This window comes from Spirosoma humi, assembly GCF_054776575.1.
In genome coordinates this window covers 1-20,348 of the sequence record NZ_BAAHBR010000020.1, presented here as the reverse complement: position 1 = coordinate 20,348, position 20,348 = coordinate 1, and the positions used below count along the sequence as shown (strand labels likewise).

Below are 20,348 nucleotides of genomic sequence, written 5' to 3'. Positions count from 1 at the left end.
AAAAGGTAGGTTAAGCTATGAGTACAGGCTATTTTAGACGCAAATGAGTATACATGACACCGATCAGCGGGTGTCATGTATACTCATTTGTAGGTCGCCTGGATAAGCAGAACGCGGGTGGAAGAATTGACTTTCTCAAGAAAATAGACTTGAGTCGAGTCAAATTTAAAAAACCGGCTCCATTTGGTACGCTGTCAAATCTGGAGCGCTTAATCGGGTAATAAAGCCGGTGCGGGCAGAACGGCCAGTTCCCACCAATAGCGCCGTAGCGTATAAAAACACGAGAGCCATTTATTGTAAACTGTGGGTTTGGTGATGTAAGCGGCCACACTGAAGCTGTACGACTTTACAATGTCTTTATAATCCCGAGAGTGACTCAGGGTAATAACCGGAATATGCTGGTATTGCGGGTGTGCTTTTATTGATTTTAGCAGGGCCCAGCCGTCTTCCTGACTGGGTAAATAAGGCTCCAGCAAAATGAGTCGGGGTAATCTATTGCTGTCAGACGAACACTTGTCCAGGTAAGACAACGTTTGGGTGCCATGATTCATCCAGATTGGTTCTACTTCGGGGAAGCACTGAGCCAGTGCCGAGCGAATGATGAGCCAGTGATCGGCGTTATTCTCTACGACTAAGATCGGCGTTCGGTTCGCCTTTCGACGTTTTGGGTTAGTAGTGATAGCCATACGCTAGAGCGTGTTAAATCGTTCGTTAATTGATAGTTAAGAATAAGCTTAAGTAGCCACCACATAGATTATGGGTGGGCGTTAGGTATAGAAAAATAGGATATAAAGTGTAGTCGCTTTACGGATGTCCTGAGTCAGGACGCCAGCAAAAAATATGTTTTTGTATTTTTTTGCCTGTAGAGTCAGCCGTATTAATAGAATCCTCGGCATGATTCAGCCACGCTGGGTTACTCTAGCGCACCAAAGGGTGCCATGCATAAGTATTTCAGTGCAGGATTCTGAGAGGTGAACTTATTCGTGGACCGAATATCCTTAGGGCCATAACACCGTGGAGCGGCTTAGCAGGCAAGAAAAAAAGATGTTTCATAGTTGGCATAGTTCACTTAACTTCTCTAAAGCTACTTGGGATAATCGTGAGAAGAGAAACAGGATAGGCAAAAGACTAAGTACAAGACTACTGAATCGCTAAATAGAAAGCAAATTACTGTTCTGATTTACAGATGGTTAACTTAAGTGGCTTATTTATAAACTTTTTTGCTCAAATAGAATGTACTTTTTCATATATTATAACTATGTATCTTACAACTAGTGCCAAGTAAGAGACTTTATAAATAATAAGCATTTAAAAGAGATAGATCGGTACTATTTAGTATACAGTATGGATAAATAAAAGTAGCTGTGGTATGTACTGATTAAAAAGACATAATTAGTGTAAAAGGCTTGCTATTTAACGGATTAATTAATTGATGGTCAGTAATTTAATCCGCTTGGTAAAGACTGGGGTCGCCTTTTCAGGAATGCTGAATAATTTGTCTTCACGTTAACTACAGGTAAAAAATCGCGAGTGATAAAAAGCAGCACAATTCAATTTATACAAAGTTGAGCTAAGCAGGTTTGTCCAGGATGTCAACTACTGCTTTTAGCTATTCGCTGCTTGTTTTAAGCACAATAATCTGTACTAGAAATAGCTCGGCCAAATGATTACTTGGTAACCATGAGGTCCATTGACTCTGTCCTCATAGTGCTTCAGTACAAGATAAAGCTATCAGATGAGCTTAAGGCGCTTGTCAAATTGCCATGCTAATCTGAGTTTCATGCAATGACGTGTAGCTTACTTTAATCTTGAGCCTTTGCTGTCGGGCAATAAAACGGAATGGGTACTAATTGAACATTTTGGGAAGAGGCTTCAGCTAAAAACTGTTACTGCGGATCGTGGCAATAATGTTAATTTCTTAATCATTAAAAGAAGCACGCCGTGTTGAGGATTGGCTTCATTATCGTAGACTGAATTGCCAGATAAGATCCTAAAACTTACTCTTGGGTTCCTTCCAAAAGATTAATCAACTAATCAGTATAACAGAGCGATAGCAAGGTGTCAAACTTAATTTCAACCCTTAAAAAACGTCCAGATTAATACAGCAGTTATTACGAATAATATAATTCCGATCAAAAGAATGAGTGTCCAAGGGCCAGGTAAGAAGGATTTTCTATTAAATCTCATGTGTGTAATATGAAGCACATAGAACGGCCCGTAAAAATAAATAAAATAAAATAGTTTTTAATCCCCATGGTTAACCCTAAACTCCCATTGGTGATAAAGGCTACCCAAAACAAAAAGCCTTGGGCCGTAATAGCATAAATCTTACTCGGGGGCAAATTCGTGATTCAACTAAAAACACGCTCAATAAGTCTACAAGAGGTCTTTTTGAGAAATACGTTCTAAGCTGGGTCAGGCTGCAAGGAGTTCTCTTCGTAGTGAATTTTCAAATATACTTAATCACCTGTAAATTATATGTAATATTATTCATATTTTGTGCACTTACTGGTCCCACAGGCTTCACAACCTGTCTGTAAGTAAGTTAGTATAGCTTGCAAAAGCTATGCTGGAAACTACCCAGTGTGATATAGCATTAACGGATCAGTCGTGAGCAGTGTCAATGAGCCGTATTCTGCTGCTCTTTAGCCGCAGTAGACTTTGCCAATTGGGAGTTTATTGACTGTCTGCCGCAGGGGTGACAGACGGCGAAAGGAATAGATTGTCCTTCTGAGGTAGCTTTGTCGTCCGCCAGCTCCGCCGACATGCGTTTAAATCTGCTGGTCCGCCAGTGCAGTCAACTGAAACGAATCTAGATCGTTCTTAATCTGATACTCATTCATGGGATGTGCACAGACTACCTGCGATCATTTTGCAGATATGATGAATGTAAATTTTACTAAGCGGAATATTGCTTTGACAATCAGTGATTTGTGGTAATAATGGGTTCGTTTTTAAAGCTAATTTCATGTCTTTATTTACTAGCCGCGGACTATACACCGAAAGAATTCTATGGTACACTAAATGGAGTTTTTTACAGCTTTGAATACTCTTATTATTTACACAATCATATTATTGAAAATATTATTCTTGAACCTACTTGCTTCTATCGCAAAAATAGCCTCCTTATACAGTGATGGAAGTTTATTGGTAATTAATAATAGTTAACTAATTGAAAATCAAATTGTTGATTTGCTTGCTGTACCTCTATCAAGTAGTATTGCACTAAGTCTTTCTATTCATCAAGCTGTATTTTGTAGAGAGCCCACCGATTATTATCAAGGAAGTTAAGCCATATCTTACCACTAATGAAACATCTTTCCGCATTCATTCTCGCACAAGCTAAACGTTTACATAGATTAAATTCTCAAATAACCCTATTCGTAGGGTTAAGCTGATACTCATCAAGCTCGCCTACTTTCAGAATGCTACGGTTGGCGATAGGTAGATACAGAAAAACCTACTTCCGTCGGTCAATTCATATAACGATTATTGGCTAATTAAACTCTTATGTAAATTTTTATTATGAGTTGGTCTGTTAAGTTGGCCATTAAAATGTGCTGTTTGGGAAATTAAAGTGCTCAAAATTTACTCAACTGATATTTGTTATTTCAACTGCCCGAAATATATATCAAAAGAATTTAGCAAATTACCCGTGTTGGCAGCGAGCTGAACTATTATATCTAGTAATCTTTCATGTTACCTAGGTAATCATTAGTAGTAGAGATAGTAAAATATGTTAAAGCGGTAAAAAAGTATTGTTTTACTGTCACATCACGGATTTATAACGATATAGCTCCTTAGGTTTTTTTTATTACGATAATATTGTTAATAATTTTCAAGAGCAAGTTCTGTTTGTTTTGTGATTAATGTCTGCTTTTAATGCTCGTGTTATAAATTGCCTTTACTTTTTTATCCATCATAAACTATGAATATAATTTCTACTCTCTTCAAGCAAAATAATTCAGAAGTTATTCCGGATGAATTTGGAGTAGACTATGCTCCTGTCGATATTGATTTGCATAAAGATGGCCAAGCGCTAATAAATATTTTCCTGCAATGGACGCCTGAACAGAAGTTTGTTTCTTTACCACAACGAACTTTTTACATTGACTTTGGGAAACGGCTGATTGACGTGACCGTGTCAGGTCTAGTTATTATCTTCATTCTATCGTGGTTGATTCCGATCTTGAGTGTGTTGATTTTAATCGAATCAAAAGGGCCAGTTTTTTTTCTTCAAACTCGATCTGGTCAAAGAGGAAAACCTTTTCTATGTTTGAAATTTCGTACAATGTTTCATACTAATACGCCAAAAAATATATTCAAACAGACTGATGTTGACGATAAACGAGTAACAGATTTAGGTAAATTTCTACGGAGAACCAACATAGACGAAATGCCTCAGTTTTTTAATGTGTTTTTTGGCCATATGAGTCTTGTCGGGCCCCGCCCGCATGCTGTTCCTCATGATGCTTTACACTGGGCATCATCAGCTTATCGTGAACGTTATTGGGTACGGCCAGGTATCACAGGTTTAGCTCAAGTTAGAGGCTCTCGTGGTGCAACAAATAGAATCCAACAAATGGAGCACAGGATTCGTTATGACCATCTTTATATTACCCATCAAACTTTTTTGCTGGATATGAAAATATTATTTCAAACGCTGAATTTGACAGTAAAAGGCGATAAAAATGCTTGGTAACTGCCGTAGTGAAAGTTGAGTTTTCCTTTTGTTGAAGGATCAATAATCAGAATTGTGGATTTATTATTGCCCTTACTCACTGCTTTATTTAGTGTAACGTGCAATAGGATTCATTTAAGCGATTTTAAAATGAAAGTACTGATATACGGAATTAATTACGCACCAGAACTTACAGGTATCGGTAAATATTCCGGCGAGATGGGCGCTTGGCTAGCCAATAATAAGCACGAAGTAGAGGTTATAACGGCACCACCTTATTATCCCGAATGGCAGGTTCATTCATCTTATCAAAGAAAAGGCTGGTCTTCGCAAGTAATACAGGGGGTTAAAGTTAGTCGTGCGCCCCTATATGTGCCTAATAAAGTAACGTCATTGACACGGATGATTCATGAATTTTCTTTCGTTGCAGCTAGTTTTCCGTATTGGTTAAAGGCCATATTTCGAAAACGTCATGATGTAGTAATCTGCGTGGCTCCTGCGTTCCATTTAGCCTTTTTAGCTTTGTTGTATAGTAAGCTTCGAAAAGTGCCCCTTATATACCATATTCAAGATTTGCAAATAGACGCAGCGAAGGATTTAGGGATGATTAAAAATAAAAATTTATTATCCATTCTATTTAAGGCAGAAAAATTTATTCTAAACCATAGTACAAGAGTTTCTACTATTAGTGAAGGCATGCTAGGAAGAGTTATATTGAAAGGTGTTGATAGTGAAAAGTGCATTTTATTCCCGAACTGGGTAGATGAAAACTATGTAAAGCCCGTATCTAAAGCCAATTCATTGCGATCAACATTTGGCTTGAAGCAAACAGATAAAGTTGTTATGTATTCTGGTGCTTTGGGTGAAAAACAAGGTTTAGAGTTAATTATTGAGGTTGCAAATTCATTAAGACTGCATAATAACTTATATTTTTTAATTATTGGTTCTGGTGGAGCAAAGTATAAGTTGGAAGAAATGATAAGTCATTATCAACTTACTAATGTGAAATTGCTTCCACTACAGCCTTATGAAAAACTCTCGGCAATGCTGGCTTCTGCCGACCTACATTTGGTCTTACAGAAAAAATCAGCTTCGGACTTAGTGATGCCATCCAAACTGACAAGTATCCTGGCCGCAGGAGGATGTCCGGTTGTAACGGCTCTTCCAGATACCACATTATATGAAGTAGTCAATAATCATAAGTTTGGAATATTAGTGGAGCCTGAATCCGCGGAAGCTTTAAGCACCGCTATTAAAAATGCATTAGATAGTGATTTAGATGTGTATAGGAGTAATGCCAGAGTGTATGCTGAGAAGTATTTGAGTAAAGAAGGTATTTTAAAAGAATTCGAACAAACTGTACGATTTCTTACAAATTCCAGCGAGCAGACAACAGTAATATACGAATCAACACCCAATTTAATTATCCAGCCTGCCGTTCCAGTACCAACGCTCTCTGATACTAATTGATAAGTATGAGTAGTAGTCTTTTACTGGTTATAATCTAATCTTATAATTAGCAATGGCAGTGGCATACTGTTTACTGCTGTCATTAGTTTAATCTTTACTATAGTAAAAACCTAACCAGATTTTGAAACTAGATTAACTAAATATGAGTCGGAAAATTACATACCTATTAATCTTGCTGGGGCTTACGTCGTGTGGTGCTCAGCGAAATCTAGTATATTTTAGTGATTTAAAAGGTTCTACAGTATATAAAATACCTGGCCAAAGTAATATAGAACCTGCAGTTCAGCAAAATGATTTGTTGGGAATTACCGTGAGCAGCTTAAGTGCTGAATCAAATAACTTTTTCAATAATGCAGTATTGCCTGCCGCGGGTAATATAACTACTGGTATAGAACTATCGGCTAAGTCGAATGAAGGGTACCTAGTTGATAAAAACGGCTTTATTAACTTCCCTGCCTTAGGTAAGATCAAACTCGCTGGCCTGACGCGTGAACAAGTAACCGATAAGCTAACAGGAATTCTCGCGGAGAATTATATTAAGAGCCCAATTGTCAATGTTCGATTTCTAAATTTTAAAGTAACAGTCATCGGTGAAGTTAACCGCCCATCTACATTTGTCGTATCGACAGAACGAATAAATGTTTTGGAGGCATTGGGGTTGGCCGGTGATATGACTGGTTTTGGAAAACGAGAAAACGTATTGGTTATTCGAGAAAAAGACGGCGAACGTACTATGACCCGAATTAATTTGAATAACAAAGAAGTACTAAGTTCTCCCTATTTCTATCTACAACAGAACGATATTGTGTATGTAGAGCCCGATAAAGCTAGAGCGCTACAGGTCAGTAAGCGGAACGTTAATCTACCCATTTACCTTTCAATTGCTTCAATTTTCGCTATCGTTTTAACCAGAATTAATATAAACTAGGGTTGACACTGCAAGTCATAGAGGTTCTTATAAATTTAGTAAGTTGTAAATTATTTAGTCTGTAATCATGCAAAAATATTTCCGCTATTGGTATCTATTTTTAATAGGTATATTTCTATCTATGTCAGCTGCAAATTTATACCTGCGTTACTATGCTGTCCCTCAATATAACATAAGCAGTACATTATTAATTAAAGCCGATAATAGTCGTTCAAATATATCGACAAATAGCGCTTTCAATGATGATAAATCCAGCGTAACGAGAAATATTAATGACGAGATGCAGCTACTTAAATCGAAGAGTTTGATGCAGCGCGTTTTAAATGAGCTCTTGTTATATACTAGTTATAGGATAAAAGGAAAGATAAAAGATACGGAAGTTTATGGTAATGACCTGCCGATTAAAATAGTTATTACTAAATTGGATTCGACCATATACAATAGACCCTTTTCTATTTTTATAAAGTCCGACAGTTTATTTGATTTGCGTGATCCAGATGGAGAAGTTAAATCGTATCAATTTGGCCAGCAAATAGAAAAACACTATGGTGTGTTTACTGTTTTGTGGACGTCAAAAACTCCGTTCTCAGCAACTTCGCCGGAGCTTATGTTTACATTTCTTGATACCTGGAAGCTGGCAGAGCAATATAGCTGGAACTTCTCGGTGCTGCCAGTCAACAAGGACGCCAATGTGCTTAACCTCAATTTTACGGATCCTCTTCCACAACGTGGGAGAGATATCATGAATAAGTTGCTGGAAGTATATAACAAAGAAGCGCTGGAGGATAAAAATCTGTTGGCTACCAACACATTGTCGTTTGTCGACGAGCGATTGAAACGCATTACTGCTGCCCTGAATGGAGTTGAGAAGAACGTAGAACAGTACAGACGTACAAATGAAGTAATTAATGTCGATACGCAGGCATCAAATTATCTCGCGCAGGCTAGCGATTACAATAAAAAGTTGTCTGAATGGGCTATTCAGATTGATATACTTGAATCTATCGAAGATTACCTGAGTAAAAATGCAACTCAATATAAGATGGTTCCCAGTACATTGGGCCTTCAGGATCAGACGTTGCTGGATCTGATTACTAAATTCAACACGTTGCAGTTGGAGCGTGAACGTATGCTGCGTACGGCACAGGCTAATAATCCGCTGATTCAGAATATAAATGAACAGCTCAGCCAACTGCGAATCAGTATTCTCGAAAATCTGCGAAATATCAAGAATGGCCTCATCATTACCAGCCGAAATTTCAAGGATAACTCGACCAAGTTTCAGGAGCGAATTAAAAAAGTACCTTCTATTGAGCGAGAATTGTTGGATATCAATCGGCAGCAGACGATTAAGCAGACGCTATATCTGTATCTGTTACAAAAGCGTGAAGAAGCCGCTTTGGCATTAGCGGCAACGGTATCTAACTCTAAGGTGATTGATCCTGCTACATCCGGTGATTACCCGATTAGTCCCAATCCGAAATTGATGTACCTGATGGCTTTATTATTCGGTTTCGGCTTACCATTTGCGCTCATTCGAATTAAAGACAACCTTAATGACCGGGTACAGACCAAGCAGGAGATAGAGCTGCTGACAACGGTACCTATCCTGGGTGAGATTTCCCATAATAAGTCTAAAACGGTGGTAGTTACCAAAGGTAATTTCAGTCCAATTGCTGAAATGTTTGGTCTTATACGTGCTCACCTCAATGCTGCTACAGCTCATAAAGCAAATCAGGTACTGCTTGTTACCTCTAGTATGAGCGGGGAAGGAAAAACATTTTTCAGTATTAATCTGGCAGCCAGTTTAGCTCTAACTGGCAAAAAAGTAATTGTGCTGGAACTAGATCTTCGTGCCCCGGACTTGCTGCAGGAAATTGGCGTGAGGGAGAGTATGGGCATCACTAATTATTTACTATCGGATGACATCTCTATCGCTGACATCATTACTCCCGCCGACAAGGTACAGCATTTGTTCGTAGCCGGTTCTGGTTCGTTACCACTCAATCCTGCCGAGTTAATGACGTCACCAAAACTTGCCTATTTAATCAATGAATTGAAGGTAAGTTTTGACTACATCGTTATTGACACGGCTCCTGTGGGGCAGGTAGCCGACGCATTTAGTCTGAGATCTTTTGTGGATACCACTATCTTCATAATACGCTACAACTACACGCTTAAGGGACAGGTAGAATTAGTAGATAATATAGCCAAAAACAACACCTTACCAAACCCTTTGATTGTACTCAATGATGCGAAGAAGCAAAATGGAGACGGGTATGGATACGGGTATGGCCAGATTAAGAAGAAATCGAAAGGGAAATATCTGATGGGTTAAGCTAAGAATTGACCGTTAGGGCTCCTTTTTCTGCACGGAGCCGGCACAGTACATAAAATCAGTTCGTATGCGACTCAAGAATCTACTTATTCGTAATTCTCTGGCAAGCGGCTTCGGTAAGTTATCGAATGTCTTATTCCGATTTATACAAGTTCCATTGCTTCTCTCTGCTTTAGGTGCAGAAGACTACGGGCGGTGGTTAGTGTTGTATTCATTTCCATCCTGGATTTACCTGGCTAATCTGGGTTTTGGCAGCGTAGCCGCAAATGAGATTTCTATATCGGTAGCTGGTGGAGAACAGGAGAAGGCCCGTAGTATTTATGCGACCGTTATTGCCTTGATGGCTGGCATTATGGTGGCGGGTTCAATTATTGCCGTAGTGGTAGTGCCCTATGTACCTTGGGAAAATGTTTTTCGGACTTCTCCCGAAAAGCATGATCAACTCACCAGGGCGGTAATCTACTTTGTCATTTCTACGTTGCTTTCCTTTTTAGGGGATGCATACGGTGTTCGGTTTCGGGCCGCTCGCAAAGCGCATATGAGTATGGTATTGTCATCGTTCCATCCGTGGCTTGAATTACTTAGTCTATATGTCATCCTTCAATTCAGCATGCGCTTTGATTACATGGCACTGGCTGTACTCGTCTCTAATGTAGTTTTTCTCCTTGCCATCAAATGGTTTAGCTGGCGGGCTTTTCCATCACTCGTATTTTCAAGGGCTGAGGTAAGTTCTGCCCATTATGGATTTCTATTTAGAAAGGGAGTTTCTTTTCAAGCCTTTCCATTGGGTAATGCATTGCTTTTTCAAGGTAATCTGCTAATTGTGCAACTGATCCTGGGCCCTACAGCGGTTACTATATTTGGTACAGTTCGGACATTGGTACGTTCCATCAATCAAATGCTGGAAATGGTGAATCAGGTTATCTGGCCGGAACTTAGCCTTCTGTTTGGCGCAGGTAACCTGTTTCAGGTAGCTCGTTTGCACCGGATTGGCGTAGCTATTTCGATAACTGCTGCCTGTGTTAGCGTTTTATTTTTGGCGCTGTTCGGACAGGTTTTGTACGACTTCTGGACCGGGAATACGATTCCACTTACTCAGCAGTTACTGATTTTGTTTCTGCTTCCTATACCCTTCAATGCCTTATGGTTCACCAGTAGTGTTGTACATGTGGCCTGTAATCAGCACGAAAAGTTGGCCGTTCGTTATTTAACGGCGGTTAGTCTATCCGCAATCGCGTGTTTATCGTTATCCTACTTTTTTGGTATTGCCGGAGCGGCCGTTTCAACGCTAGTTGGCGATATTGTCATGATTCCTTACGTATTCAAAACGTCTTTGAAACTGACTAATGACACTTGGCATGGGTTCATAACGGGTTTGAAGGAGGAAGTCAATACGCTTGTCCGTATAACGTCAAAGTTCGTACCTAGTTTATCCCAGAAGTAACAGGCCTTGGAGGTATAAAGAGTAAAAAACGGCGTAGGACATTACCCGTATTTTGATCGCTTATGGTAACCGTAAAAAAACATTTTGACGTCACAGATTCAGGTGAAATAGATAACATGCTTCATTTGAAGCGCATGGCATGGGTATGCGCTTGTGTTCACTATTGGGCCGCCATTGTTTATTTATTCTGTTCTTTACTATTTCCTAAATCCAATGACATTGCTGTAGGATGTGCTGTATTAGCAATATTAATTGCTGTAATACCCGTTTTATACGCCCTTTTCAATAAGCGGTTTTTGTTGGTGTTCAGTTGCATCAGTGCATTCAATATTGCTCCTGTATGGTTTCTTTATCTTGAGGCTTCTTTACCAGGTTATGATGCCTATGCGTATATACTGCCTGCTCTCAGAATGGAGGCATTATTTTGGACTACACTCTTCTTATTGTTTATAAACTTAGCCTACATACTATTCTGGCAATCGATCAGCCGTTTTTCTGTACAGACATTCTCGTTACTGAAGACAGTTAATTTGAAGCCTGTTTTCTACCAAAGAGCTACTATTGTCTGTTTCATCTTGCCTTTAATGGGCTTCTATTACGTATACCGTTCTTTCGACATTATGTGGGTGGCTCTAACGGCAGGGCGCACCGGAGAGGAACTGGTGAGGCAATCGGTAGGTACGTTGGGTGGAATACTCGTTCCTATCAGCTCTGTGTGGCAGCTAACTCCCCTGTTGGGTGCCATTGCGTTCGTCTCCTCAAAAAACAAGCTTCAACCGATGGCGGTACTTAGTTTGAGTTTGGGGGTGCTCGTAAGTTTTGTCTTTTTCCTTAGCGGCTCTCGTGGTATAATGATGTCCACTGTTGCTCCATTTCTATTCTTTCTCTTTTACTATAATTGGGATCGTGGCTTAAAATTTTGGATCACAGCAACGGCAATATTATTTGTTTTAATTGGTGTGATGGAGTTGCAGGAACGATTCAGAGGCAACCTTCTCGGCGTTCTTGCCGATCCATCCCGGGCCGCTCGGGAAAATGGTCTGGCTTCGGCAACAACCTTCGATCCGACGGAATCGCACCGGGATAATAACATGTATTTTCTGTGCCTGATTATCCAAGGTTATCCGAAGCGCTATGCTTTTCAGGGATTTAGCGATTTGTTTACGGTTCTTGTCAATCCAATACCAAGATCTATCTGGCCTGGCAAACCGTTTCTGATTGGTGCTAAAGATATATCCCAACAGCCTGCCTTTGCGTTAGATGGCCCTGTTATTATGGGAACAACCAGTCTTTCCTACTCAATTGTTGGCGAGGCTTACCAGGCAAATGGTACCATAGGGTTGCTCGTTTATGCATTACTGTATGGTGTGTTCTTGCTTTTCTTCGATGGAATCACTTTCTATACTCATCGAGATAGACCCATTTCTGTCGGGATTTTAGGCTTAGGGGTATTTCTGGCATTCTGGGGGTTCCGTGCCTTCTTTGCTTTAATGAGCTTTTCATACCCAATCATCTTTCTGATTCTTTTCTTCAAGCTGATACAAATGTTCAAACCCAATGCAAATCACGTATACAGCACCTAACCGATCTCACCATTACCCATACGCGGATGCGCTACATAGAGCCGGTCATCTGCATGCATTCGTATCTGGATTTAGTCGGTTAAGTCCGCGCGCTGGCCTTCATCATGTGGATACAAAATTGAAACGGCATGATTTTTTTCAAACGCTGTACATCGCCAGTGTAAGGCTTAATTCACCAGCTACTATTACGTCTGCACTCGACCGCCTGTCTGCTTACCGGCTCGATCAGGTATCTTATGCGTGGGCAAAAGAATCAGATGTGTTTATCTATTACCGAACGCAGGGGTACAATACCACCAGGCGGCTTCATCGAACAGGCAAACAGACGTTATGTGTCCTGGAAGAAGTGAACAGCCATATTGATGTGCAGCATGACCTGATGCAGCAGGAATTGAAACGGCTTGGTTTAGGGAATTATAGCGACGACCTGCCGGACCATAAATTACGGCTCAAGGCTTATGAGGAAGCCGATTGTATTCTGTGTCCATCTGAGTTCGTAAAGCGTTCTTTTTTAGCCAAAGGCTTTGCACCGGAGCGGCTGATCAAAGTTAATTTTGGCTTTCCGCCGATTGAGATTGCGACGGCTAAACCCCCAAAGTTGGACAGTGAACCGTTCCGGATTTTATACGTTGGTCAACTTCATTATCGTAAAGGATTACGGTATGCTATTGAAGCTTTCCGTCAACTTCAACATCCCAATAAAGAATTCGTCATTGTGGGCGCTAAAATGGCCATAACCGGCTTGGAGCAAACACAGATTCCTAAAGGCGTTGTTTTTACAGGTCCACTCAAGGATGAGGCACTTAAAGAACAGTACCGCCAGGCCAGCGTTTTTATACTTCCTAGTTTAGAAGAGGGCCTCGCGTTGGTTCAGGGGGAGGCTTTGGCGGCTGGAACACCTCTGTTAATTACGACCAACACCGGCGGAGACGATCTCATTAAAGATGGGGTAGAAGGCTTTATCGTTCCGCCAGCCGATGCAACTGCTTTACGAGAACGGTTGCAGCAAATGGCTGATGATAAAGAGCTGCTCGCTCGTATGTCAGAAGCCGCCTTGCAGGCAGCTCAAAAATTGGGCGATTGGAACACCGCCGGAGACCAGTTAATTGCTGAATTAACCACAATCTTAACGGCCAGGAATTTAGTATAAATGCACGTTTACTGTTTCCAATACCAGTCTAAATCAAGCTATAGATACTCGTCTTATACCGTTGTAACGTATTCATTAAATTAATTTTTACGCTTATGAAGTTGTTGCTACTTATTGCCAGTATGGCACCTGAATCGGGCGGACCAGCGACGGAAGTTGTTCAGTTAACAAATTTCATGGTACATCAAGAGGGTGTTCAAGTTACGGTGGCCTGTCCAACGGCTCGTCATCAAAGCTTGCCGCTGCATCCTGACGTCCAGTACGTTGAATTCGAAAACCCGGTCTTCCCGACACTTTCCTGGTGGCAAGCTACTCGTGATCTCAAGCAACTCATCCAGGAGCATGATCTGGTCATTACCTCGGGCATTTGGGGGCCAATAGATGGCTTTGCGTTGCGCCTGGCCTGGCAACCTCAAAAGCCAGTCTACATCCGTGTTTGCGGCATGTTGGAAGATTATATTGTCAACCGCCACCCCCTTAGGAAGCAGATAGGCCGACTACTGTACGTGGAGAAAAACCTGAACCAAGCTACTGGTTTAATTTTCAACAGCAAGTCGGAAGCGCACAATGCTCGGAAGCCGTGGGTTAGTCCGAAAAACACGCTGGTTATACCCAATGGGGTAAATATAACGAATATACCAGAGCCACAGCAGCGGGAGGCCAAGCGTAGCCTGGGACTCGATGCCCACCAGCCTGTGTTGCTTTATTTGGGTCGTATGCACCCCAAAAAGGGCTTGCATGTATTGCTACAGGCAATGGCTTTACTCCCAGTTCATCAGCGTACGTTTAGCTTACTGATCGCGGGAGAGTATAGTGACGCTCGTTATAAAACCGAAATTGAAAACCTGATAGAACAGGGTGGTTTGAGCAAGATGGTTCGCTTCTCAGGTTTGGTAACGGGTGCCGATAAAGAACGACATTTTCAGGCCGCTGATAGCTTCATACTACCTTCTCAGAGTGAAGGGGTACCCATGGCTGTGCTGGAAGCAATGGCCTATGGGCTGCCCGTAATCATAACCAGAGGTTGCAACATACCTGAAGTCGCCGATTATGGGGCGGGATTGGTCGTAGAGCTATCGGTGGATAACTTAACAAAGGCACTGCAATGGTTTACAACGGGAGGAGATCCTCTGTCTATTGCCTCAGACAATGCCATAAGGCTAATTCGTGAACGGTTTAGCCCCGAACAATCAATGGATCAATACAAACAGATTTTGGCAAATCATACGCCAGATACAGTATTGCCCTATGCTGAGCATGGAAGCATCTCATCTTAATTAATGGTAGGCTTGAGTCGAGCTGACTCCAAATTAGTATAACAAATGAACGTAGGCATCCTTTTTTCTGATTTTGGGCCTTATCATGCTGTAAGAATCGAGGCTTTAGCCGCTGCTCTAAGTGCTCAGGAAAGTAAGCTGTTTGCCTTTCAGTTTTCTAAATCGAGTAATATCTATGGGTGGAAACCAGTTCTTCCGGTGGGAGTAGACGTCGTTACGTTGGCTGAAAAGCCACCAGAAGGGCCGTACGATGCGTTTAAAGTGGCTAGGGCGTTCAGGACAGAGTTGCAGAAGAGAAATATCGACGTTGTTTTCTTACCTAGTTATTCACCCTTACCGAACCTGCTTTGCTTAGTCAGCGCTAAGTTTCTCAACCGCAAAACAATCATGATGATTGATTCCTGGCATGGGAGTGAACAGGCTAGGCTGGTTGGAAGGTGGCTTAAGCATTTGATAATACGATTATTCGATGCTTCCCTGGTAGCGGGGACACCCCAGCGGGAGTACGCATACGCCTATGGACAAAAGCGATCCCGGGTTTTTCTGGGGTATGATGCCGTGGATATAAATTACTTCATGCAGGAATCCAAACGCTGGAAGGACGTACCTACCCAGGACTTGCCGATTCCTAATCTGCCCGCGCGGTACTTCCTGAACCTCGGACGATTTGTTACTAAGAAAAACATAGGGACCCTGATTCAGGCATATGCTCAACTGGTGAAACTTAACCATTCAATGTCCATAGCGCTGGTACTAGTGGGAGAAGGTAGCGAAGAGAACGCTATTCGCCAGCTGGCCACTGACTTAAATCTCCACGTTCGTAATGGGCTTAACAGTGCTTCAAGACCAACAAATGGCCCCGAAGTTGTCTTCTATCCATTCCAGCAGATTGATAAAACACCCTTATTTTTCTCGCATTGTGAAGCCTTCATTCTGCCTAGTTTATATGAAGAATGGGGACTGGTCATTAACGAAGCAATGGCCTGTGCAGCCGCCGTCTTAGTGTCTGACAATGTAGGATGTGCGCAAGACTTAGTAGAGGAAGGGAAAAATGGATTTTGTTTTGATCCTACCAATGTTGACCAGCTCTGTAATTTACTGCAACAGTTTGTTGTCGATCCGACACTTGCCCGACGTTTAGGCAACAAAGGCTCAGTTATAATCCGTGAATGGGGCCCAGACCGTTTTGCTGAGGGAGCACTCAATGCGATTCAGTCTGTAGAATCACTCAGCTTTGGCGCCGATATGCTGAAAACAAATATATAGTGTCTATCAAGCTTTGTTCCTGCTTGCTTATTTGTTTCGTCAGTATCATTCAAACTAATCAATAACACGTTCAAACTTTGGCTGATGCATAACCAGGATATGTTTACCGGCCCCTCGTTTTCGCTCAAAAACCGCATAGCCAGGGTTATTTGGGGAGGGACTTGGCTTCTATTATGTCGATTTTCACCTAAGCCGATGCATAGCTGGCGCTCCTTTGTCCTTCGGTGTTTCGGGGCAAAGGTGGGCTATGGTGTACACGTTTATCCTGGCGTTAACATCTGGGCACCCTGGAATCTGAACTTGGCGGATGAATGTGTGGTCGGAAATGGAGCTACTCTCTATTCACAAGGAAAAATTTACATTGGCCGACGATCAGTTGTATCTCAAGGGGCGCATTTGGTTACGGGTACTCATGATTACACGAAGCTGGGTTTCCCCCTTTTTACCAAACCAATCCACATTGGTGACAAAGCATGGATTGCAACTGAAGCTTTTGTGCATCCTGGCGTAACGATTGGCGAAGGCTGTATAATAGGCGCTAGATCGGTAGTCGCTAAGGATATGCCCCCTTGGATGGTTTGCGCTGGGCATCCGTGTAAACCACTTAAAGAACGGAATGCCGAGCTACAACTTGTCAGATATTGACATAGAATAAATCTTACTGTTAAGCTGCAAAAAAGGAATGCTTTTTCAATATATTTATCCGGGTAGTTGAGCGGAAAAATTAAAGTAGGTTTCGATAAGTGATTAGATTGGCAAATAGTTGATTTCTATTTTAATAACTCATTATAAGTTTAAGATAAGTCATTGGTACACAATTTTATGTGTTTATTCTGCTGTGCGAGCTTTATTTTAGATTTTTAAACTAGATAATAAATTGATTGTCTTGAAAATGAAAAATATGTCTACCATGTTCAATTTTGTCATTGATTGCGAAGATGCAAAACTTGCTGAGTACACAAGTGTTAATTCGCTGTATGAATATACAAGTAAAAATGTTGACTCCGCCTTTGAGATTTCTTACAGAGGTGATTATTTGTGGTGTCTTCAAACGTTTTTGATTCTTTCTAAAAGAAAAAATATATCTGTTCAGTGCTCTAATAAATTAATGAAGAATGCTGTAAATATAGTTCATTCTGATACCCTTCTGAAGTTGAAAGGAAATGCGTCATTTTTTATTGTTTGCGTACAGGCAGATTATCCACGAAGAAGATGGGCGCATTACACGCTTGTGCAAAATAAAAATCAACTAAGAACGAATAGTTTTTTTATTCCACTGTGGATTCAACCGGGCTTAATCAAACGAAATATTAATAGAAAAGGTATACAAAGAGTAGCTTACTCCGGACAGACGTGGAATGGAAACTTCGCCGGTTCTGAAACGAGTTGGAAGCATCTTTTTGAACCCAATAATATCGAATTTACAACGCTTTCGGCCGAATCCTGGCATGATATGAGCAATATTGATGTTCTTATCGCTTTGCGGGGATTTAATTCAAATCCGTATGATACCAAACCGCCTAGCAAGCTTTTTAATGCATGGCATGCCGAGATACCTTTCGTTGGGGGAAATGATTCAGCTTATAAACAAGTTGGTAATCCAGATGAAGATTACCTGTTGGCGACGAATCCGCAGGAAGTTTTAGCCGTGGTTAGCCGACTACAAAATGATCCCGAATTATATTCAAAACTTGTTCAAAATGGAAACAAAAAAGCAGTACAGTATAATGAAGTAACTATTGCTACTATTTGGGAGGAAGCATTAACCGGACCGGTTATGGATCGATACGGAAAGTGGAAGTCGAATCGATCTTATGAATCTATTCGTTTTCGTTTAACACAAGGCATAGGCTTGTTAGAGCACCAGACAAAACAATTAATAAAATCGATCTTGAGATTCAAGAAGTAAAACGATTAGCGATTTACGCGCTAATTATGATTAAAACTTATTGTCGGCTAATTAAATTTTATCACTAACGACTGGGAAAATAATAAGAGCGATATTTCTGATTATCAATTGTGCTGTAGATAATTCTATTTGTTTAAAATTAACTTTTTAGTTATTGATTTTTGTCCATAGGTAAGTTTACATAAATAGACATTACCTGGATGCTTTCTTCCATCAAACTCTAGGATATGACTTTCGCCAATGGCTGAATGTCCATCGAATAGAGTTTCTAATAAAACTCCGTAAGTATTAAAAATTTGAAGCATAGCATCTGTGTCTTCAGGGAGTGTAAATTCGATTGTAACTTTTTCCTGTGATGGATTAGGGCGAGTGTTTAAAAAAGTTATCGCTGCATCAGCCAATAGTTTCAATACCACAGTGTATGTTTTAGTCTGATTTCCAGCTATCACTGTAATTGTAGCTGAGAAGTATCCCTCAGTTTTAAAGTCGCTAGGATTTGCACTCAATTCAAGGGTAGTACTGCCATTTTGATCCTGAATCGTGCCACTGGTGGCCGACAAGGTTAGCCAGGGTACGTTGCATGAGGCCGTCCAGGCCATTGAATTAACTCCAGAATTCCATAGCTGGAAGCCTGCTTTTATATTTTCCCCTCCAATCCAGCCACTCATGTCAATGACATGTATGGGAGCTTCGAGAACCAGTAGACTGCCATTATAGGGGGTTGGGAAACCAGAAATACTGTTTTCGCGCAAGGCTATCTTGGGCGTTACTTTGAGGCCATACCCTGCTGAACCAGCTATCGTATTTTTGTAGAAAAACTGATTCTCTATCTCGTTACCAGTTAAGGGTATTTCGTAAGGGCCTACATCACCACTCGTTGTATAGCCATTGGGTACACCTGTAATGGTATTGTGCTCATAAATGAAGCTATTGCTGGTGGGTAAGACGGACTTTCCCAGTGAGTTGGCAATGCCGGACTGGCGAGCGTTGCTAACCGTATTATTTCGAAAAACAGTTCCAAGCATACCCGTGCCGAAAGCTTTCGTGATGCCTACTGCATTGTGAATTCCCCATCGGCAGTTGATGAGCTTGTTGTTGGCATAAAAGCTGAAATAGTTGGGGTCCAACTGACCCGAATGCTCCAGGGCCCAGTTGGCCAGCCCATACCGCGTCTCCTGAATGGTGTTGTTGTCGGCAATGAAGTTGAACACCCCCCCAAACGGCTCAATGCCGGCCGAGGCCCTGTGAGCCACACTCTCCACGGCCGCCTGCTTGCCATCCAACTGGTTGTTGTAGACCACCACCTGATCCAGATACCGGCCAATCGAGATCCAGCTCTGGCCATCGGGGGGCACATTCCAGGCCTTCTCCAGGGTGATGCTCTCCCCGTTGTAGCCCACGATCCGGCGCGACTGGCCCAGCCCCTTGCCCTTGATAATGACCGCGTACCGCAGGTAGTCCGGGTTACTTATATTGCCTGACAGGCCATTGAGGGTGGTGGTCAACGGGGTCGATGCACTGGCCGTGCCGGTCCAGTCGGTGCTCATGCCCTCCCACAGCAACTGCTCGCCCGTGTTCTGGTCCACGCCCGTGGGGCGGGGGGCCAGGTCGCGCGTGGTGTTGCCCCCAATGTAGGTCGCGCGCATGCCGCCCCAGGCCCCATTGCCCACAAAGAAGCGGCCCAGCCCCCATCCCGCCCCATCGTTGGGGTTTGTGTTATCGAGGTCTTCACAGCTCGAGTTGGTCAGACTCACCCCCAGTCCCCCCCAGGAATGCAGGGCCAGTTCGGTGTCGTTGGTCATCTTGAAGTGGCACTGATCGATGAAGAGCTGTGAGCAGTTACCCAGGAAGGTGAGCTTGCCGATGATCTCACAGTTGGTCAGGAAGACATACTGGCTCAGGTGGAGGTCCAGGGGGTCGTAGCCGGGGAAGTTGAGCTTGAGGTTGGTGAGCCGGAGCTGGGTAGCAGCTCGTCCGTAGATGGGCACGCTGTAGTTTCCCCGGTAGGTGCGGTTGCCTTCCAGGGCCAGATCCCTGACCTCTAGGTTGGTTAGGTTCTGCATGTAGAGCAGGCCATAGGAGCCGCTCGAGAAGTTGGCCCCACAACGGATGAAGGTGCTCCCGGGTCCATCGCCCTTAACGATTAGACTGTTCTTGAGGGTGAGCGTGTTGGTGACAATGTAAGTGCCGGATGGTAAGTAGAGGGTGGCCCCGGTTGGGGTGGCTTTGATGGCATTGAGGATGGCCTGGGTGTCATCGGTGCTCCCGTCGCCCTTGGCCCCAAAGTCTTTGACATTGACCT

13 protein-coding genes are annotated in these 20,348 nt (G+C 42.2%); 11 read left to right on the top strand and 2 right to left on the bottom strand.

The features are described 5' to 3' along the window. Nucleotides 1–209 precede the first annotated feature (209 nt). Entirely contained in the window at nucleotides 210–686 is a 477-nt protein-coding gene (locus ACYU8Y_RS26550; RefSeq protein ID WP_460941240.1) for a response regulator, read from the bottom strand. Nucleotides 687–3,928: 3,242 nt separating this feature from the next. Here ACYU8Y_RS26550 and ACYU8Y_RS26545 point away from each other — a divergent pair. The 11 genes from ACYU8Y_RS26545 to ACYU8Y_RS26495 all read left to right on the top strand — a co-directional run bounded on the left by ACYU8Y_RS26545 (nucleotide 3,929) and on the right by ACYU8Y_RS26495 (nucleotide 18,046). Next, nucleotides 3,929–4,702, top strand: coding sequence for a sugar transferase (locus ACYU8Y_RS26545; RefSeq protein WP_460941238.1), 774 nt, complete (start codon nucleotides 3,929–3,931; stop codon nucleotides 4,700–4,702). A 129-nt stretch (nucleotides 4,703–4,831) separates the two neighbouring features. Further along, nucleotides 4,832–6,151, top strand: a complete 1,320-nt coding sequence (locus ACYU8Y_RS26540; protein ID WP_460941237.1) for a WcaI family glycosyltransferase — start codon at nucleotides 4,832–4,834, stop codon at nucleotides 6,149–6,151. Nucleotides 6,152–6,293: 142 nt separating this feature from the next. Further along, nucleotides 6,294–7,079 carry a polysaccharide biosynthesis/export family protein gene (locus ACYU8Y_RS26535; RefSeq protein WP_460941236.1) on the top strand — a complete coding sequence of 262 codons (786 nt, stop codon included), beginning with the start codon at nucleotides 6,294–6,296 and terminating at the stop codon, nucleotides 7,077–7,079. Between the two features lie 67 nt (nucleotides 7,080–7,146). Continuing rightward, on the top strand, nucleotides 7,147–9,417 hold the full coding sequence (locus ACYU8Y_RS26530; RefSeq protein ID WP_460941235.1) for a GumC family protein: 2,271 nt from the start codon (nucleotides 7,147–7,149) through the stop codon (nucleotides 9,415–9,417). 67 nt (nucleotides 9,418–9,484) lie between these two features. Beyond that, nucleotides 9,485–10,861, top strand: coding sequence for a lipopolysaccharide biosynthesis protein (locus ACYU8Y_RS26525; RefSeq protein WP_460941234.1), 1,377 nt, complete (start codon nucleotides 9,485–9,487; stop codon nucleotides 10,859–10,861). A gap of 62 nt (nucleotides 10,862–10,923) precedes the next feature. After that, a complete protein-coding gene (locus ACYU8Y_RS26520; RefSeq protein WP_460941233.1) occupies nucleotides 10,924–12,444 on the top strand; it encodes a hypothetical protein in 1,521 nt (506 codons plus the stop codon). Next, nucleotides 12,419–13,594: a glycosyltransferase family 4 protein gene (locus ACYU8Y_RS26515; RefSeq protein ID WP_460941232.1), complete on the top strand. Its 1,176-nt coding sequence runs from the start codon at nucleotides 12,419–12,421 to the stop codon at nucleotides 13,592–13,594. The genes ACYU8Y_RS26520 and ACYU8Y_RS26515 overlap by 26 nt, the downstream gene beginning before the upstream one ends. Before the next feature lie 95 nt (nucleotides 13,595–13,689). Continuing rightward, nucleotides 13,690–14,871 carry a glycosyltransferase gene (locus ACYU8Y_RS26510; protein WP_460941231.1) on the top strand — a complete coding sequence of 394 codons (1,182 nt, stop codon included), beginning with the start codon at nucleotides 13,690–13,692 and terminating at the stop codon, nucleotides 14,869–14,871. Nucleotides 14,872–14,916: 45 nt separating this feature from the next. Beyond that, nucleotides 14,917–16,137 (top strand): glycosyltransferase family 4 protein, encoded by a 1,221-nt coding sequence (locus ACYU8Y_RS26505; RefSeq protein ID WP_460941230.1) that lies wholly within the window; start codon nucleotides 14,917–14,919, stop codon nucleotides 16,135–16,137. 84 nt (nucleotides 16,138–16,221) lie between these two features. Then, the gene (locus ACYU8Y_RS26500) at nucleotides 16,222–16,782 is read left to right on the top strand and encodes an LbetaH domain-containing protein (RefSeq protein WP_460941229.1); all 561 of its coding nucleotides are present in this window, start codon (nucleotides 16,222–16,224) and stop codon (nucleotides 16,780–16,782) included. Between the two features lie 247 nt (nucleotides 16,783–17,029). Then, nucleotides 17,030–18,046 carry a hypothetical protein gene (locus ACYU8Y_RS26495; protein WP_460941228.1) on the top strand — a complete coding sequence of 339 codons (1,017 nt, stop codon included), beginning with the start codon at nucleotides 17,030–17,032 and terminating at the stop codon, nucleotides 18,044–18,046. A gap of 125 nt (nucleotides 18,047–18,171) precedes the next feature. On the opposite strand, the gene ACYU8Y_RS26490 is transcribed toward ACYU8Y_RS26495, so the two are convergent. Continuing rightward, the coding region (locus ACYU8Y_RS26490; protein WP_460941227.1) for a glycosyl hydrolase family 28-related protein at nucleotides 18,172–20,348 on the bottom strand (2,177 nt) is incomplete at its 5' end.

What these genes read in the sequence shown, in the direction of transcription:
- ACYU8Y_RS26510 (WP_460941231.1), top strand. Translation starts at nt 13,690, where the DNA reads ATGAAGTTGTTGCTACTTATTGCCAGTATGGCACCTGAATCGGGCGGA.
- ACYU8Y_RS26515 (WP_460941232.1), top strand. Translation starts at nt 12,419, where the DNA reads ATGCAAATCACGTATACAGCACCTAACCGATCTCACCATTACCCATAC.
- ACYU8Y_RS26540 (WP_460941237.1), top strand. Translation starts at nt 4,832, where the DNA reads ATGAAAGTACTGATATACGGAATTAATTACGCACCAGAACTTACAGGT.
- ACYU8Y_RS26495 (WP_460941228.1), top strand. Translation starts at nt 17,030, where the DNA reads ATGAAAAATATGTCTACCATGTTCAATTTTGTCATTGATTGCGAAGAT.
- ACYU8Y_RS26545 (WP_460941238.1), top strand. Translation starts at nt 3,929, where the DNA reads ATGAATATAATTTCTACTCTCTTCAAGCAAAATAATTCAGAAGTTATT.
- ACYU8Y_RS26520 (WP_460941233.1), top strand. Translation starts at nt 10,924, where the DNA reads ATGGTAACCGTAAAAAAACATTTTGACGTCACAGATTCAGGTGAAATA.
- ACYU8Y_RS26525 (WP_460941234.1), top strand. Translation starts at nt 9,485, where the DNA reads ATGCGACTCAAGAATCTACTTATTCGTAATTCTCTGGCAAGCGGCTTC.
- ACYU8Y_RS26530 (WP_460941235.1), top strand. Translation starts at nt 7,147, where the DNA reads ATGCAAAAATATTTCCGCTATTGGTATCTATTTTTAATAGGTATATTT.
- ACYU8Y_RS26535 (WP_460941236.1), top strand. Translation starts at nt 6,294, where the DNA reads ATGAGTCGGAAAATTACATACCTATTAATCTTGCTGGGGCTTACGTCG.
- ACYU8Y_RS26550 (WP_460941240.1), bottom strand. Translation starts at nt 686, where the DNA reads ATGGCTATCACTACTAACCCAAAACGTCGAAAGGCGAACCGAACGCCG.
- ACYU8Y_RS26500 (WP_460941229.1), top strand. Translation starts at nt 16,222, where the DNA reads ATGCATAACCAGGATATGTTTACCGGCCCCTCGTTTTCGCTCAAAAAC.
- ACYU8Y_RS26505 (WP_460941230.1), top strand. Translation starts at nt 14,917, where the DNA reads ATGAACGTAGGCATCCTTTTTTCTGATTTTGGGCCTTATCATGCTGTA.